Source organism: Actinomyces polynesiensis, assembly GCF_000820725.1.
Taxonomy (GTDB): domain Bacteria; phylum Actinomycetota; class Actinomycetes; order Actinomycetales; family Actinomycetaceae; genus Pauljensenia; species Pauljensenia polynesiensis.
In genome coordinates this window covers 1-15,363 of sequence record NZ_CCXH01000092.1, presented here as the reverse complement: position 1 = coordinate 15,363, position 15,363 = coordinate 1, and the positions used below count along the sequence as shown (strand labels likewise).

Sequence of the window (15,363 nt, the reverse complement as noted above, 5' to 3'; positions counted from 1 at the left end):
CGACGGGCCGGGGTCTGGGATGCTCGGGGAACCACATCCCCGGGGAGGACGCCCTCATGACACATCACAGGCACGGTCACACCCACCTGCGGGAGTGCGGACGCGGGAGGGACCACGGGCACGGCGACGTGCCCGCACCCGTGCGCGCACTGGGGAGGGTGGCACTGGGCTCGATGCTGGTGTTCACGGGCACGAGCCACCTGACCTGGGCACGACGCGAGTTCCGGGCACAGGTTCCCGACGCCATCCCCCTGGACCCGGACACGACGGTCCTCGCGTCAGGAGTGGTGGAGGTGGCCCTCGGCTCCGCCCTGGCCGTGGCCCCGGTCCGGTACCGCCGGACGTTGGGGGTCGTGGCTGCCGCCTTCTTCGTGGCCGTGTTCCCCGGCAATGTCTCCCAGTTCGTCCACCGGCGCGACGGGTTCGGGCTGGACAGCGACGCGCGGCGCCTCACGAGGTTGTTCCTCCAACCGGTCCTGGTGTGGTGGGCGCTCGCCTCCACCAAGGCCTGAGCCCCACGACACCCGGGACCCGCTGACCGGCATCCTGACGCTGGTGGACCAGGTGTCCCGTGGGACACCCTCGCGCGCCCGACTTGGTGAAGTCCATACTCGGTGCAGAAGAAGTCCGTACCGAGGGGAGTGTGTCCGAATGCCGCAGGTCTCCGCGCTGGCCCGCTCCGTCCACTCCTCGGGGATCCGTCGCATCTTCGAGCTCTCCGCCACCATGGACGATGTCATCAGGCTCTCGGTGGGTGAGCCCGAGTGGGAGGTGGCGCCCCACATCCGCGAGGCGGCCGCACGTGCCTGGATGGAGGACTTCACCGGGTACACCCACAACTCGGGGATCCTCCCCCTGCGGGAGGCGATCGTGGACAAGCTGCGACGCCGCAACGGGTACGGGGTGGACGTCGACCGGGTCCACGTCACCGCCGGGGGCTCCCAGGCCCTCCACCTGGCGATGGTCATGACACTCTCGCCGGGCGAGGAGGTGCTGGTCCCCGACCCCGGCTACTCCACCTTCGCCATGGCCCCGCGCCTGGTGGGGGCGGTGCCCGTGCCCTACCCGCTGGAGGCGCGCGACGCCTTCGTGCCCGACGTCGTGGCGCTGGAGTCACTGGTCACGGAACGGACCCGTGCGGTCGTGGTGAACAGTCCCTCCAACCCCCTCGGCGTCGTGTACCCACGCGCAGTGGTGCAGGCGCTGGTCGACTTCGCCCGGCGCCACGACCTGTGGGTCATCAGCGACGAGGTGTACGAGGAACTGACCTACGACGCCGGCTTCACCAGCGCCGCAGCCCTCGACCCCGACCGGGTGACCGGCGTCTACTCCCTGTCCAAGACCTATGCCCTGACGGGGGGCCGCATCGGGTACCTCGTCACGCCCCCGGGCATCGCGGACCGGGTCCGGGCCGCCCAGGAGGCGATCGCCAGCTGCGTCAACGCACCCGCCCAGGTCGCCGCGCTCGCGGCGCTCACCGGGCCGCAGGACATGGTCGCCGAGTCCCGTGCGCACTACCTCGCCAACCGTGACGCCGCCTCCGCCCTGCTCACCTCCCGCGGCATCCACCACCTGCACCCCGGTGGCGCCTTCTACCTGTGGATCGACGTCTCCCACGTCTCCGGCGGTGACGTGGCGACCTGGGCGGAGGAGTTCCTCCTCGAACGACGGGTGGCCGTGGCGCCCGGATCCGCATTCGGCGCGCGCGGTGAGGGGTGGGTGCGCGTGTGCTACGCCGGCGCCACCGGGGACCTGCTCGAGGCGCTCGCCCGTCTCCCCGCCCCCGGTGAGGCGGCCGTGCACACACCGCGGGTCCCGGCCGTGCACGTGGGCTGACCGCCCGCCCGACTCCCCGCGGGCAGGGGGCGGGACGCCCTCGTCGCCCCGACGCCGTCGCGTTCCCGTCGCCCTACGATGGGGGACGCCGACACCGCCCGCACCCGCGCACCCGCGCCGACGGCTCCACCCGCGCGGGAACGGCCCCAGGAAAGGGATCGTCATGAGCACCTGCATCCTCGTCTCCCCGGTGGAGGCGGCCGACCCCACCCCGCTCCGGCAGCGCCTGCACGTGGTGGACCCGTCAGAGCCCCGCGTCTCCGTCCTCGACCTCGGGGTGACCCGGGGTGACGGCATCTTCGAGGTGCTCGGGGTCGTGGACGGACACCCCCAGGCGGTGGACGCCCACCTGCGCAGGCTCGCGAACTCCGCCGCGATGCTCGACCTTCCCGCCCTCGACCTGGGGGCCGTGCGTGCCGCCGTGCTCCAGGTCGCCTCACTGGCGGACCCCGCTCCGGAGATGCTCGTCAAGGTCGTCGTCACCCGTGGCGTCGAGGACCCCGAACCCACCGCCGCCACCTGCTGGGTCATCGCCTTCCCCGCCGGGGACCACACGGGGGAGCGCCGCGAGGGCGTCTCCGTGGTCCTCCTGGACCGCGGGTACCCCCACGACATCGCCTCGCGGGCACCGTGGCTGCTGACCGGGGCCAAGACCCTGTCCTACGCCGTCAACAAGGCCGCCCTGCGTGAGGCCTCGCGCAGGGGGGCCGACGACGTCGTGTTCACCAGCTCCGACGGCTACGTCCTGGAGGGCCCGACCTCCACCCTCATCGTCCGCTCCGGGAACCGGGTGTGGACCCCGGCGACCGCCCAGGGCCTGCTGCGCGGGACCACCCAGGCCAGTGCCTTCGAATTCTTCGCCTCCCGCGGCTTCTCCACCGCGGAGGTCCTGCTGCAGGTCGGGCAGCTCCAGGACGCGGACGCCCTGTGGCTGGCCTCCTCCAGTCGACTCCTGGCCCCCGTGCGCGAGGTCGACGGCTGGGCGGTGCCGGTGGACGGGGAGCTCACCGCCGCTGCGAACGCCCACCTCCTGGGGCGCACGGAGTAGGCGCGGGACGTCTGCGATGGAGGGGTCCGGGCGCTCCGCGGGAGGCGTGGGCACCCCGCCGACCGGCGGCGGGGAACCGGGTGGCGCGCTGCGCCGGGGTCTCCACCTGGTGGGACGGTACGTGCGCAGGTCCCCGCTGACCTACGGCTGGTTGGGCATCCTGCTCGCGACCACGCTGGCGCAGGGCGCGATGACGGAGTCCGAGCTCGACCGGGTCCTGTGGCAGAGGTCCACGAACATCCTCAACCTCACGGAGCACCCGGTGCGGGTCCTCGTGGGCAGCCTCTTCTGGATCGACGGCAGTTCCCTCCTGCCCTACGTGGTGACCTTCACGGTGTTCCTCGCCCCGGCCGAGCGGTGGCTCGGGGGACGCAGGTGGCTGGCGGTCGGGCTCACCAGCCACGTGGTGGCGACCCTGGTCAGCCAGGGGGTGCTCCTGTACGTCATCTCCCGGGGCCTGGCCCCGTCCACGCTGGCGGGGGTGCGTGACGTGGGGGTCAGTTACTTCCAGGCCGGGGTCACCGGGGTGCTGGGACACCACCTCGCCGGTCGGTGGCGGTGGGCGTACCTGGCGGGAGTGCTGGTGGTCTACGTGGTGCCACTGGTGGCCGACCCCGGGTTGACCACCCTCGGCCACCTGGTGGCGGCGGCGGTGGGGATGGCATCGGTCCCCGTCGCCCGGGCGGCGGGTGGGACGCCCTGGGACCCGGTGCGCGGGTGGGACGCCGCGGTGCGGTGGTGGCGCTCCCGGAGGGCGTGAGAGCGGGAGTCGCCGGGGTGGGGCCCGCGGGTCCGGGCCCAGGGGGGTGGGGCTCAGCGGCGCGGGACCTCGACGACCCGACCGGCGAGCGGGCCCGCCTCCCAGTCCCGGTCGGAACGCCCGTGGAGCTTCATGAAGTCGTCGACGAGGGCGTGGAACTCCTGCCAGCCCGCCAGGCTGAGGTCCAGGTGTGTGTCCACCACCTCCGCGAGGACGTCGTAGCTGCGGGGCACCTGCCAGCCCAGGTGGGTGAACAGGCGGCGCGCGTAGGCGTCGGCCACGAACACCCCCCGCCCGAGCAGGTAGAGCATGATCACGTCCGCGGTCTCCGGCCCGACACCACGCAGTGCGCGCAGGCGGGCCCGCAGGATGGGCGTGGGCAGGTGGACGAGGGCGGGCGCCGTCGCGCAGGGCCCGTCCGTGGGCAGGGCGTCCGCCCCGCCCTCGTCCACCCACCAGGCACACAGACCGCGCAGCGCGGCGGCCTTCGCGTTCTGGAAACCCGAGGGCGCCACCAGGGAGACCAGGGTCGCCGGGTCGCACGCCAGGAGTCGTGGCGGGTCCGTGATCCCCGCGGCGCGCAGCCGCGACAGGGAGCGTTCCACGTTGCGCCAGTTCGTGTTCTGCACGAGCACGCAACCGAGGAGGACCTCGAAGGAGGTGTCGACCGTCCACCAGTGGGGACGGGGACCGATGATGCCACGCAGGGTGTCCGGCAGGTCGGCCAGGGCGATGGGCGCCGGGGACCCTCCCCCCGCAGGGCGGGAGGGGAGTGTGCGGTCCGCCTCCATGCGCGCGGCCCCTCCCTCCTGTGCCCCGGTCCTGGGTGGTCGGGACGTCCGGCCACTGCACAGACGGTAGCGCGGTGACATGCTGGCGGGGTGCGCAAGGCCCTCATCATGATCATCGCCCTCCTGGTGGTGTGCGCGGGGGCGTACTACGCGTGGTACATGCTCTTCTCCACGAGCGTCGGCGGGACCTCCGTGGTGGGCTCGCCCCTCGACCTCGCGTCCTCCGGGGACGGGGAGAGTGGGACCGGAGGGGGCCGGGCCCCGGGGACGCGGCGGGCGGGATCAGTGACGAGGTCGCCCGCAGCACCTTCAAGAGTTTCGCGATGGCCATGGCCCGGGACGACCCCGACACCGCCTGTGCGTTCTCCGCCTACCGGGGACAGCAGGTGGCGGCCACGGACCTCCTGGACGACTGCCGCACGAAGGTGGAGGAGGAGGTCGACTCCCTGTCCGACGCCGAACTCGCGGCCCTGTCCGACTCGCTCCGCTCGGCGACGTACACGGCGTCGGGGAATGCGGGGGACGGTGGGGTCGGGGTCTCCACGACGGTCCTGGGTGAGACGCTGTCGGGCACCGTCGTGGACGCGGGAGGCCAGGCGCGCGTCGAGCTGACGTCGCTGGCCCGGCAGTGACCGTGGCGTGAGGCCCCGCGGACCCGGTGCCCGACCGCGTCGGTCTGAGGCCGGTGGTCAGTGGTCGACGAGGACGGCCCGCACCCCCTCCAGCTCGGCGTCCCCCAGTCCCAGCCCCTCGTGCAGGTAGCCGTCGAAGTCGCCGAAGTCGGCATCGACGCGGTCGAGGGCCGCCCGCAGGTAGTCCGCGTCCACGTCCAGGAGGGGGCGGAGTCGGTCGGCGTCCAGACCCGCCTGCGTGGCGCGCTGCAGGTCATCGGCGAAGAGCGCATGGACCGCGGGGGCGACGGCCAGGTACTCCCGGGTCACCGCCTCGGGTGTGGCACCGGCAATCGTCATCAGCACCGCCACGGCCCACCCGGTCCGGTCCTTGCCCGCGGTGCAGTGGAGGAGGACGGGCTCACCGCCTGCGCCCAGGACCGTGCGCACCACCTCGGCGAAGCCAGCGCGGGCGGGCGCCTCGCCCACGAACTGCTCGTAGGTGTGGCGCATGAGTGCCCGGGCGTCGAGGTTGGCGAGGAACTCGTCGGGGCTGGTCGTGCCCTCGGCCAGGGCCGCGGGGAGGGAGGCTGCCGATCCGACCGTCCCCGAGAGGATGTCGACGGGGACGAGCCGCACGCCCGGGGGCACGTGGTCGGGACGGCTCGCCGCCTCGTGGGCCGTGCGCATGTCCACCACGACCCCGAGGTGGAGTCCCTCGATGGCTGGGTCGGAGGCCGCGCCGGGGTCGGACAGAGCCGCCGAGCGGAGGAGTGCCCCACGTCGGAGGGTGCTGCCGGAGGTCGTCGGCCAGCCGCCCACGTCGCGCAGGTTGGGGACGTGACGGGAGGGGATCTCGTGGGTCGTGCTCACAGGGCAGAGCCTATTGCGTGTCCCGCCCGCCGGGGGGTCGCACGCCGATCCCGCTGGGTGGCCCACCAGGGGTCCCCGGGGTGATGCGCCCGGCAGAGCTCCCGGGGTGCTTCGCCCGGGCTCCCCGGGTCCGCGTGGGCGGTCGGGGGGATCAGGCGTTGAGGACCGGGGGCGTGACGAAGAAGTGCCAGGCGATCCACCACCAGAAGAGCACGAGCATCAGGCGTGCCGCCCGGGACCCCGACATCCACCCCAGCAGTCGCCCCGTCGGCGCCACCCTGTCCGGGTGACGCGAGGACCACACCACCAGGACCACCACGCCCGCGCCGATGACGAGGTAGGCCGCCTCCGTCACGGCCCGCGCGGTCATCGTGCCGCTCCCGGGCGGCCCGCGGCGCCGTCACCGGGCGCCACGCCACCGGTCCGCACCACGCGCAGCACCCCCAGGGCCTCCAGGAGGCCGACGCCCAGCCACAGCCACACGAGGGCGAGGACCAGGCGCCGGTAGTCGCTGTCGAAGAGGGAGGTGACGACGTCCGAGAGCGGGGGGTGGTCCTGCTCGGCGGCGGGACCCGAGGTGCTGAGGAAGTAGTTGACCAGCTCGCAGGCACTGAGGGCGAAGACCGGGCACGCCCACCACACCATGGCCCGGCGCAGGGGACGGTCGGGTCCGGGGACGGCAGGTGCCTGCCGGTCCGGGTCCGGCTCCCCGCACGGGGGCGGTCCGCCCCGGGTGGCGGTGAGGAACAGGACCGGCACGGCCAGCGCCACGAACAGCAGGGCGTCGACCGGCGAGTAGCGTCGCGCCACGGCCAGCACGGCCCCGACGCCGAGCACCACCGCAATGGTCCAGGGCGCGGTGAGGCGGACCGGCGGGTGCGCCGCGCGCACACGCGCGGGGGCGGCGTCCGTCCTGCGCCCCGCCAGGCAGACGAGGGCGACAGCGGAGAAGACCACCCCGTCGATGGGCGCTCCCCGGTAGAAGTGGAAGCCGGCGGCGATGGCCGGGACCGCCGTGCCGACGGCCCACAGGGCTGTGGCCGCCGTGTCACTGTGCCCGGGCGGGATGCGCCTGGGCACGGGATCGCTCACCGGTGCGTGTTCCTCACTCGGCGGCGTCGGTGGACGGTGCGGAGCCGCCCTCGTCGGAGGGGGTGTCGGAGCCCGCCCCGTCGGGCGCCTCGGCGGAGCGGATGGCAGAGGCACGTGCGGCGAGACCCGCCGCGGTCGCCAGGGACACCCCGAGGGCCACGGGACCGAGCCAGGAGGGGGCGAGCTTCCCGCGCAGCACGTGGTCGGCGGAGTACCTGCCCGCGCCGGTCAGCGCGACCGCGGCGGAGGCGGCCGCGAGGACGCCGGGGAGCTCGAAGCCGCCCTGGGACGCCCAGAAGCCGCGGGGGGCGTCGACCGTGGAGGCGACCACCATGGTTGCGGCGCCGGCCGCCCCGCCCAGCGGTGCGGCGAGTCCGAGTGCCATGAGGCTCCCGCCCCCGAACTCCCCCAGGCCTGCGAGCAGTGCGGAGAGCTTGCCGGGACGGAACCCGACACTGTCCATGAACGCCCCGGTGCCGTCCAGGCCGTGTCCACCCAGCACCCCGAACAGCTTCTGTGAGCCGTGGGCCGCCAGTGTCGCCCCGACCCCCGTGCGCAGCAGCAGCAGACCCAGGTCCCGTCCTCGTGTCGTGCCCATGGTGATGGCTCCTCCCGATGTGTCGCCGACGGGCCGACCCGATGACGGTCCGTCCGGCCCCTGGTGGCACGCTAACCCCGCGGCCCCGGGGGCAAGGGATCGGTGCGGGTGACCCGGCTGACTCCGGCGCGGGGCCGCACCAGGTCCGCACCGGGCCCTCAGCGGCGGTCGACCAGTTCCGAGGTGTTCTGGGAGGTGCGGATGATCGCGATGACGAACTCGATGGACAGGCGGAAGGTGATGATCCAGATCAGGGGTGGGATCCACCCGAGCAGGATGGCGGCGACGAGGACTCCACCACCCTGGCCACTGCCTGCGACGACGATGCCCGAGATGATCTCCGTCAGCCAGAAGAGCGCGGCCACGGCGATCCCCAGGATGTAGATGAAGCTCGCGAACCTCAGGGTGACGAAGTGGCGGAACTGCAGGTCGAAGAGCGCCTTGAAGAACCCCGGTCCGTCCGCCGCACTCGGGAATGCGCTCGAGGGGGTCGTCGGTCCAGTGGACGGTGCGCCGGAGGGTTGGCCCTGGGGGGAACCGTAGGGCTGTCCCTGGGGCGAACCGTAGGTCTGCGCCGGGGGGACGTTGGCGGACTGCCCGGGAGGTGTCCCGTAGGGCTGCTGGGGGGCTGTGCCGTGGGGGTCGCGGGGATCCGAGGGTGGCGGGGTGGTGGGGGGAGGTGGGGTGCTCATGTCGGTGGCCTTCCGGTCGTGTCGGGAGTGGCGCCCAGTGCGGTGCGCGCCGTGTGGTGTGCGGACTTCGTCGTGTGCATGACGGGATGGTGGTCCCGGACGAGGGCGCCGCCGGACCCCGTCATTGGGTCCTGCCTACCACATTGTGGCGTGAGTCACACGCTGGGTCCGGTGGGTGAGTCAGCGGAACACCGGTGGCGGGCGTGCTCCGCCTGCCGGTGGCCGCCCTCGGGGAGTCCTGGTCTGGGGTGCGGTGCGGGTGGGCGCGGGCCCCTCAGCCGCGCACCACGATGTTCTCCGGTTCCTCCCCGGCCAGGAGGTGCTCGATCTGGCGTCGGACCAACCGCGCGATGCGCGGGTAGGTGGCGTCGGTGTTCCCGCCCTGGTGGGCGGTGATCAGCACCCCGGGGGCGTGCCAGAGCGGGTGGTCGGGGGGCAGGGGCTCGGGATCGGTGACGTCCAGGGCCGCGCGCAGGCGGTGCGCGCGCAACTCCGCGAGCAGCGCGTCGGTGTCCACCACCCGCCCTCGTGCGACGTTGACGAGGAGGGCACCGTCCTTCATCAGCGCGAGGAGGTCCGCGTCGAAGAGGTGTCCGGTGCCAGCGTTGAGCGGGACGGCGAGGATGACGACATCGGCCGAGGGAAGCAGGTCGGGGAGGTCCTCGAGGGCGTGGACCTGCACGCCGTCCTGGACGCGGGCGTGGTGGGCCACGGGGGTGATGGTCACCTCGAAGGGCTCCAGACGGGCAGCGATGGCCCGGGCGACCGATCCGTAGCCGACGATGACCACGTGGCGGTCGGCCAGCGCCGGGCCGAAGGGGTTGTGCCACTCCCCGCGGTCCATGGCGCGGACCGCGTCGGGGATGCCGCGCTGGGCGGCCAGGGTGAGGGCGAGCGTGAGTTCGGCGGTACCTGCCGACTGCACGCCGCGGCCGTTGCACAGGGTCACACCCGGCGGCAGGTGCCCGACGGCGTGCTCGTAGCCGGCGCTGGGCAGCCACACGTAGCGCAGATGGGGCAGGGTGGTGAGGATGTCGAAGGCACCCGGGCGGGAGAAGTAGTGCGGGACCTCCACCGCGGTGACGCGCTCGGCGACCTCGGCGGGCAGCGGTGCGGAGAGGTCCCAGTGCACCAGGTCCACGCGGTCGCGCAGGTCGGCCAGACGGCGTTCGATGTCCTCGTCCGGGAGGGTGACGGTCAGCATGTGGGTCCTCCTGTGTGGAGTGGTTGTGCGGGAGTCGGGTGTGCGGGGAGTCGGGTGGGCGTCTCCACGGGCGGCGACGGGGGTGCCCCCACCGCGCGGCCTCCCGGCACGTGGGTTCGACGGGGGGACGTCATGCCAGTGGGAGCCAGTCGAGGACCCGGCGGATCTGGGCGTCCCACAGCCCCCACTCGTGCACCCCGTCGGGGTACTCCACGTGAGGGTCGGCCCCCGCGGCGCGTGCGGCCTCCACGAAGTGCTCGGAGTGGGGGAGCAGCTCGTCCTGGCGACCGCAGGACACCCACAGTGCAGGCAGTTCACGGGGGTCGCAGCGCGCGAGCAGCGCCAGGAGGTCGTTGTCCCCACCGGGGGTGAAGTGGCCGCCGAAGGCGCGGTCGCGCACGTCCGGGGTCAGGTCGAGGAACGGGGAGTCCGGGTCGAGGGCGCTCCCACCGGTCAGGGCACTGCGAGCCAGGGCGCTGCCGGCGAGTGCCCCCGCCCGCGCGGACAGGTCGAGTGCGCCGGAGAAGCTGGCTGCGGCGGCGAACCGGTCCGGCCGGGACAGTGCCCAGCGCATGGCGCCGTAGCCGCCCATGGACAGGCCCGCCACGAAGGTGTCCTCCCGGCGGGTCGAGACCCGGAGGAAGCGGTGGACGACCTCGGGCAGCTCCTGGGAGAGGAAGGTCCAGTAGGCGCTGCCGTGGACCTCGTCCTGGTAGAAGCTGCGCTCAGCGCGCGGCATGACCACGGCCAAGCCCTTCTCCGCGGCATGGCGGTCGATCGAGGTGCGCCGCAGCCAGATCGACTCGTCGTCGGAGAGGCCGTGGAGCAGGTAGAGGAGCGGTGGGCCGGCAGGGCCGCCGGGGGCCTGCACCCCGTCCTCACCCAGGCCGATCAGGGTCCGGGGGTGCTCCGGCATGATCACCGTCATCGCAGTGGAGACCTGCAGGGCATCTGAGTAGAAGTGGACGTCCAGCACCGCCATGGGAATCCTCCTCGTTCAGTCCCCTCCCATCATCGCAGCGTCGATGGGATGCGGGGACCGGTGTCCGGGGCGAACGGCCCCGTGACCACGGGCGACGACGCGCTGGTGGGAGTGTGTCGCCCCGGGCTGCTCGGGTCGCCAGGTCCCTCGGTCTCATCCGACCTTCGCCAACGCCTCGCGCACCCTCGCGACCACCTCGGCCCGGTCCGCCGGGTTCCCCTCGAAGTCCTCGTGGTCGCCGTCGATGACCAGCAGTGGACTGGCGTCGTACTCCTGCTCCCACTGGTCGTAGTGGCGGAGCAGGTCTCGGTAGTAGTCCTCCAGTCCTGGATCGACCTCCGGCTGTTCGAAGGGACGACCCCGCTTGCGGATGTGGCGCATCATCGTCGCGAACGAGACCCTGATGAGGACCATGAGGTCCGGGGACTTCCGGTACGGCGCGCCCTCCAGGTCCTCCATCATGTTCGCGAACAGGGCGTTGTACGTCTCCCACTCGACCTCGCTGACGTTGCCGCGGTCGTGGTTCATGCCCATGAACACGCGGTCCTCGTAGATCGAGCGGTCCAGGATGGTGTCCTGACCGGTCGCCCTCTCGCGCTGGCGGGCCCTCTTGATCGCTGCGAACCGGCGGTTCAGCAGGTAGACCTGCATGAGGAAGGCGTAGGGATTGCGGGCATCCGCCTCCCCTGCGGCCCGCCGGGCGTCGGCGATCGCGTTGCCCCGGTAGAAGTCGTCGATGACGGGGTTGTCGTCGACGGGCTCGTAGACGGCCAGCGCTCCGAGATCCTCGGCGAGGATGCCGGTGAGCACGGTCTTGCCGCTCCCGATCGGTCCCGCGAGTGTGATCAGCATGTCCCGTCCTCCCGGAGCGTGTCGCAGCGCGATTCCACTGCCATTGTCCGGCGCGTGGCACGGGGCCACCAGCGCTGGCACCCCGGCGTGGGCCCATCGGCGCGCACGGGGTGTTGACCGCTGCGCCGCTGCGGTGCCAGCATGGGGTCGTCGCCACGCAGCACCGCGGCCGACGAAGTCCCGCAGTGATCCCACGGAAGGAGCAGACCATGGCTGTCCACGTGTTCACCCATGCCCTCCCTTCCCCCCGGGCCCTCTGACGCTCCACCACCACTTCCGGAGCAGGGCCCTCCTCATCAGGAGATCACATGCCCTCGTCCGTCGACTGGGACGCACTTCGACTTTCCTTCACCCGAACACCTGACCTCGACGAGGACCAGCGATGGTCCACGTGGGAGCAGACCGCCCACACCGTCGACCGCGGACCCCAGCCCTTCCCCTCCTGGGTCGTCCAGCACAGCGGCGCCGTCGACACCGAACTCGGTGTCCTCAAGACCGGCAAGGAGGCCGACGCCTTCCTCATCGAACGTGCCCTCCCCGCCGGGCAACGCACCGGGGCACCCGGGGAGTCCGTCCTCATGGTGGCCAAGCGCTACCGCACGGCCGAGCACTCCTCCTTCCGACGCTCCCAGGACTACGCCCAGGGACGCCGGGTGCGTGACTCCCGGGAGATGCGTGCCATGGCGCGCGGGACCGCGTTCGGCCGGGAGGCCGCCTCCGGCTCCTGGGCGCGCACCGAGTTCGACCTGCTCTCGAGCATGTGGGGGGCGGGCCTGCCCGTGCCCTACCCCGTGCAGATCGTGGGGACCGAGGTCTGCATGGAGTACATCGGGGACGAGGGCGACGCCGCCCCGCGTCTGGCCGAGTCCACCCCGGCGACCCCCCGTGAGGCGTGCGCCTGGCGGGACCAGTTGCGGGAGGTCGTCATCGGCCTGGCGGGACTGGGCTTCGCCCACGGTGACCTGTCCGCCTACAACGTCCTCGTGGACAACCGACCGGGGTCCGGGGGACAGCTCGTGGTCATCGACGTGCCGCAGGCCGTGGACCTGGTGGGCAACCCCGCCGGGATCGACTTCCTGGCCCGGGACTGCCGCAACCTCTGCACCTGGCTGTCCTCGCGCGGCGTGGTGGTCGACCCGGAGGAGTGGCTGCAGGACGCACTGGCAGCGGCGGGGTTGGGCGGGAGGCCGACCGCCCGGTAGCCCGGGGAGCGGGACCTCCCCACCGGTGGTCCCTCCTCCCCAGCACTCCGGCCCCTCCACAGCTGCCCCCGACGGGCCCCGGGTGCAGGTGGTGCCCGATACGATCGGGGTGGTCCCACCCAGGACGACTGGGCCACGGTGGGGACCGGGAGGAACCGATGCGCTTCATCGCCACGGCGGACTGGCAACTGGGAATGACGGCACGCTACCTGGGGGACCAGGCGAGGCCGCGCTACCTCCAGGCCAGGTTCGATGCGGTCCGGCGCATCGGGGAGGTGGCGAGGGAACGCGGGGCCGAGTTCGTCGTCGTGTGCGGTGACGTGTTCGAGTCCAACCAGCTGGACCGCTCCGTCATCACCCGCACCTTCGAGGCGTTGCGCTCCTTCACCGTCCCGGTGCTCCTCCTGCCGGGCAACCACGATCCGCTGGATGCCGCCTCGATCTACGACGACCCGGCTTTCGTGGGGCGCGTCCCGGACACCGTGGAGGTCCTGCGCAACGCCGGGGTGCACGAGGTGGTGCCGGGCGTCGAGGTGGTCGCGGCACCCTGGTCCTCCAAGCGGCCCGGGTGCGACCTGGTCGCCCGGGCCTGCGCGGACCTCGCGCCCGTCCCGCCGGGCACGGTCCGCGTCCTCGCCGGCCACGGCTGCGTCTCCTCCCTCAGCCCCGATCCCGACGACACCGCGGTGATCGACCAGAGCGCGCTGGAGGGCGTGCTCGACGCGGGCCTCGTGCAGGTCGCAGTCCTCGGTGACCGCCACTCCACCACGCAGGTGGATCCGCGCATCTGGTACCCGGGGACCCCGGAGGTCACCGACCGCACCGAGGTCGACCCGGGCAACGTCCTCGTCATCGACGTCGACCCCGGCAGCGGAGCGGTCGAGGTGGAGCCCGTCCATGTGGGGCGCTGGAGCTTCGAAGTCGTCGACCAGGGGCTCAACTCCGGGGAGGACGTCACCCTCCTGGAGCAGCGCCTGGCGGGGATCGGGGCGAAGGACCGCACACTGGTCTGGCTCAGGCTCTCGGGCACCCTCACCATGGCCGAGAACGCGCGGCTCGAGGAGGTCCTCGACGACGACTCGGCGCTCTTCGCCCTGCTGAGCCAGTGGGAGAGGCACAGCGACCTGACCGTCATCCCGGATGACCACGACTTCGCCGACCTCCACGTCGGGGGATTCATCGACGAGGGCGTCCACGAGCTGGCCGACCAGGCAGCCGACACCTCCCGGCCCGAGGTCTCCGAGGCGGCGCAGGGGGCCCTGCGCCTGCTCTACCGCCTGGCCCGCGACACGGAGGGTGGTGCGGCATGAGGATCACCCGTGTGCGGCTGGTGGACTTCCGCGGGGTGGCGGACTCGGTCGTCGAGTTCGGCCCGGGGGTCACGGTGGTGGAGGGACCCAATGAGGTCGGGAAGTCCTCCATCGCCGAGGCGGTCAGGTTGGTGCGGGACTACAAGGCGACGTCCTCCAACAAGGACATCCGCAGCATCCAGCCCGTGGGACGCGACGTCGGTCCCGAGGTGGTCCTCACCCTCACGACGGGTCCCTACGAACTCGAGTACCGCAAACGCTGGCTCAAGCGTCCCGTCACCGAGCTGCACGTCCGCGCGCCCAAGCCGGAGGAGCTCTCCGGGGACAGTGCCCATGACCGCTTCCGGGCGATCCTCGAGGAGACCCTGGACCTGGACCTGCTGGTGGCGCTGGAGGTCCAGCAGGGCCAGTCCCTCGCCCAGGCCGACCTGGCCCGCATCCCGGCCCTGCGCCGGACACTGGGCAGCAGCGGGGAGCAGGGATCCGACCACGATGCCCTCATGGAGGCCGTCGAGTCGGAGTTCCTCCGCTACTTCACCGCCGGTGGCAGGCCGACGGGGGAGTTCCGACGTGCCCAGGAGGAACTGGGGTCCGCGCAGGACGAACTCCGCTCACTGGAGAGGAGCAGTGCCGAGCTCGACGGTTTCGTCGACCGGCGCGCGCACCTGGGGACGGTGGTCGACGATCTCGTGGGGAGGCTGGCGGAGGCCCGGGAGGACCTGAAGGTCCGCGAGTCGGATGCCCGACACCTGGAGGAACGCACGCAGGCCGTGACCGCCCTGGCCAGGGCGGTGGCCGACGCCGGGATCCGCTGTGACCGCGCCCAGGAGGCCGTGGACCGTCGGCACTCGCTGACTGCAGCCGTGGGGACCCGGACCGACGATGTCCGGGACGCAGCGGAGCGTCTCGAGGTCCTGGAGGCACGGCGTGACGCAGCCGAGAAGGACTTCCACGAGGCGGAGGCGCGTGCCGCGGCGTGCCGGGAGGCAGAGGCCGCCGCCCGGGAGTCCTCGCGGAGGGCCTCGGACGCCCTGGCGCGGCGACGTGAGGAGCAGGAGCTCGCCGACCTCCGGGACCGGGTCGTCCGGGCCCGTGCAGCCCGGGAACGCCTCCGCAGGGCGAGGTCCGAGCTGGACGTGGCGACGGTTGACCAGGACACGGTCGAGACCCTCGTCGGACTCGACAACGCGGTCCTGGTCGCCCAACGCACACGCGACGCGGCGGCCGCACTCGTGACGGTGCGGTCCCTGGGCGACCAGCAGGTGCTCGTGGACGGGGAGGCCCTGGTCGGGGGCACCGAGAGGTCCACCCGCGTCCACGACTCCCTGGGCATCGAGGTCCCCGGAATCGCGCGGGTGGAGATCACGGCGGGCGAGACGCCGGGAGAACTGGACCGCGGACTCTCCGACGCCCGGGCTGAGCTGTCCGAGGCCCTGTCCACCGCAGGTGTCTCGACGATCGGGCAGGCCCGAGACCTCGCGCGGCGCCGCAGCGCCGCGGAGGCGGAGATGG

17 protein-coding genes are annotated in these 15,363 nt (G+C 72.8%); 8 read left to right on the top strand and 9 right to left on the bottom strand.

Translation table 11 applies throughout. The annotated features are described in order from the left end of the window. The first annotated feature begins 56 nt into the window (after nt 1–56). The 4 genes from TA90_RS03870 (at nt 57) to TA90_RS03855 (ending at nt 3,644) form a co-directional block, all read left to right on the top strand. Nucleotides 57–512, top strand: coding sequence for a DoxX family protein (locus tag TA90_RS03870; protein ID WP_147513363.1), 456 nt, complete (start codon nt 57–59; stop codon nt 510–512). Nucleotides 513–651: 139 nt separating this feature from the next. Next, nucleotides 652–1,836 carry a pyridoxal phosphate-dependent aminotransferase gene (locus TA90_RS03865; RefSeq protein ID WP_043534703.1) on the top strand — a complete coding sequence of 395 codons (1,185 nt, stop codon included), beginning with the start codon at nt 652–654 and terminating at the stop codon, nt 1,834–1,836. 163 nt (nt 1,837–1,999) lie between these two features. Continuing rightward, entirely contained in the window at nt 2,000–2,884 is an 885-nt protein-coding gene (locus TA90_RS03860; protein WP_082031389.1) for an aminotransferase class IV, read from the top strand. A gap of 46 nt (nt 2,885–2,930) precedes the next feature. Further along, nucleotides 2,931–3,644, top strand: coding sequence for a rhomboid-like protein (locus TA90_RS03855; protein WP_197067838.1), 714 nt, complete (start codon nt 2,931–2,933; stop codon nt 3,642–3,644). Between the two features lie 53 nt (nt 3,645–3,697). Here the strand turns inward: TA90_RS03855 and TA90_RS03850 are convergent, their stop codons facing one another. Then, on the bottom strand, nt 3,698–4,435 hold the full coding sequence (locus TA90_RS03850; RefSeq protein ID WP_052450477.1) for an endonuclease III domain-containing protein: 738 nt from the start codon (nt 4,433–4,435) through the stop codon (nt 3,698–3,700). A 323-nt stretch (nt 4,436–4,758) separates the two neighbouring features. On the opposite strand from TA90_RS03850, the gene TA90_RS03845 reads away from it, so the two are divergent. Then, on the top strand, nt 4,759–5,067 hold the full coding sequence (locus TA90_RS03845) for a hypothetical protein (RefSeq protein ID WP_043534702.1): 309 nt from the start codon (nt 4,759–4,761) through the stop codon (nt 5,065–5,067). Nucleotides 5,068–5,124: 57 nt separating this feature from the next. Here the strand turns inward: TA90_RS03845 and TA90_RS03840 are convergent, their stop codons facing one another. From TA90_RS03840 to TA90_RS03805, 8 genes are all read right to left on the bottom strand, one after another. Next, nucleotides 5,125–5,919 (bottom strand): tyrosine-protein phosphatase, encoded by a 795-nt coding sequence (locus tag TA90_RS03840; RefSeq protein ID WP_043534701.1) that lies wholly within the window; start codon nt 5,917–5,919, stop codon nt 5,125–5,127. A 151-nt stretch (nt 5,920–6,070) separates the two neighbouring features. Next, complete coding sequence (locus TA90_RS03835) at nt 6,071–6,289, bottom strand: DUF6186 family protein (RefSeq protein WP_043534700.1); 219 nt, start codon at nt 6,287–6,289, stop codon at nt 6,071–6,073. Continuing rightward, complete coding sequence (locus tag TA90_RS03830) at nt 6,286–7,011, bottom strand: hypothetical protein (protein ID WP_043534699.1); 726 nt, start codon at nt 7,009–7,011, stop codon at nt 6,286–6,288. The genes TA90_RS03835 and TA90_RS03830 overlap by 4 nt, the downstream gene beginning before the upstream one ends. A 13-nt stretch (nt 7,012–7,024) precedes the next feature. Continuing rightward, nucleotides 7,025–7,609 (bottom strand): DoxX family protein, encoded by a 585-nt coding sequence (locus TA90_RS03825; RefSeq protein ID WP_052450476.1) that lies wholly within the window; start codon nt 7,607–7,609, stop codon nt 7,025–7,027. Between the two features lie 158 nt (nt 7,610–7,767). Next, nucleotides 7,768–8,301, bottom strand: coding sequence for a DUF4282 domain-containing protein (locus tag TA90_RS13080; protein ID WP_052450475.1), 534 nt, complete (start codon nt 8,299–8,301; stop codon nt 7,768–7,770). Nucleotides 8,302–8,575: 274 nt separating this feature from the next. Continuing rightward, complete coding sequence (locus tag TA90_RS03815) at nt 8,576–9,505, bottom strand: 2-hydroxyacid dehydrogenase (protein ID WP_043534698.1); 930 nt, start codon at nt 9,503–9,505, stop codon at nt 8,576–8,578. A gap of 130 nt (nt 9,506–9,635) precedes the next feature. Continuing rightward, nucleotides 9,636–10,487: an alpha/beta hydrolase gene (locus TA90_RS03810; protein ID WP_043534697.1), complete on the bottom strand. Its 852-nt coding sequence runs from the start codon at nt 10,485–10,487 to the stop codon at nt 9,636–9,638. A 153-nt stretch (nt 10,488–10,640) separates the two neighbouring features. After that, on the bottom strand, nt 10,641–11,339 hold the full coding sequence (locus tag TA90_RS03805) for a deoxynucleoside kinase (RefSeq protein WP_147513361.1): 699 nt from the start codon (nt 11,337–11,339) through the stop codon (nt 10,641–10,643). Nucleotides 11,340–11,647: 308 nt separating this feature from the next. Between TA90_RS03805 and TA90_RS03800 the strand changes: the two genes are divergently transcribed. From TA90_RS03800 to TA90_RS03790, 3 genes are all read left to right on the top strand, one after another. Continuing rightward, the gene (locus TA90_RS03800) at nt 11,648–12,541 is read left to right on the top strand and encodes a serine protein kinase RIO (RefSeq protein ID WP_043534696.1); all 894 of its coding nucleotides are present in this window, start codon (nt 11,648–11,650) and stop codon (nt 12,539–12,541) included. 158 nt (nt 12,542–12,699) lie between these two features. Continuing rightward, nucleotides 12,700–13,851 (top strand): metallophosphoesterase family protein, encoded by a 1,152-nt coding sequence (locus TA90_RS03795; protein WP_043534695.1) that lies wholly within the window; start codon nt 12,700–12,702, stop codon nt 13,849–13,851. Then, the coding region (locus tag TA90_RS03790) for an AAA family ATPase (protein ID WP_043534694.1) at nt 13,848–15,363 on the top strand (1,516 nt) is incomplete at its 3' end. The genes TA90_RS03795 and TA90_RS03790, both read left to right, overlap by 4 nt.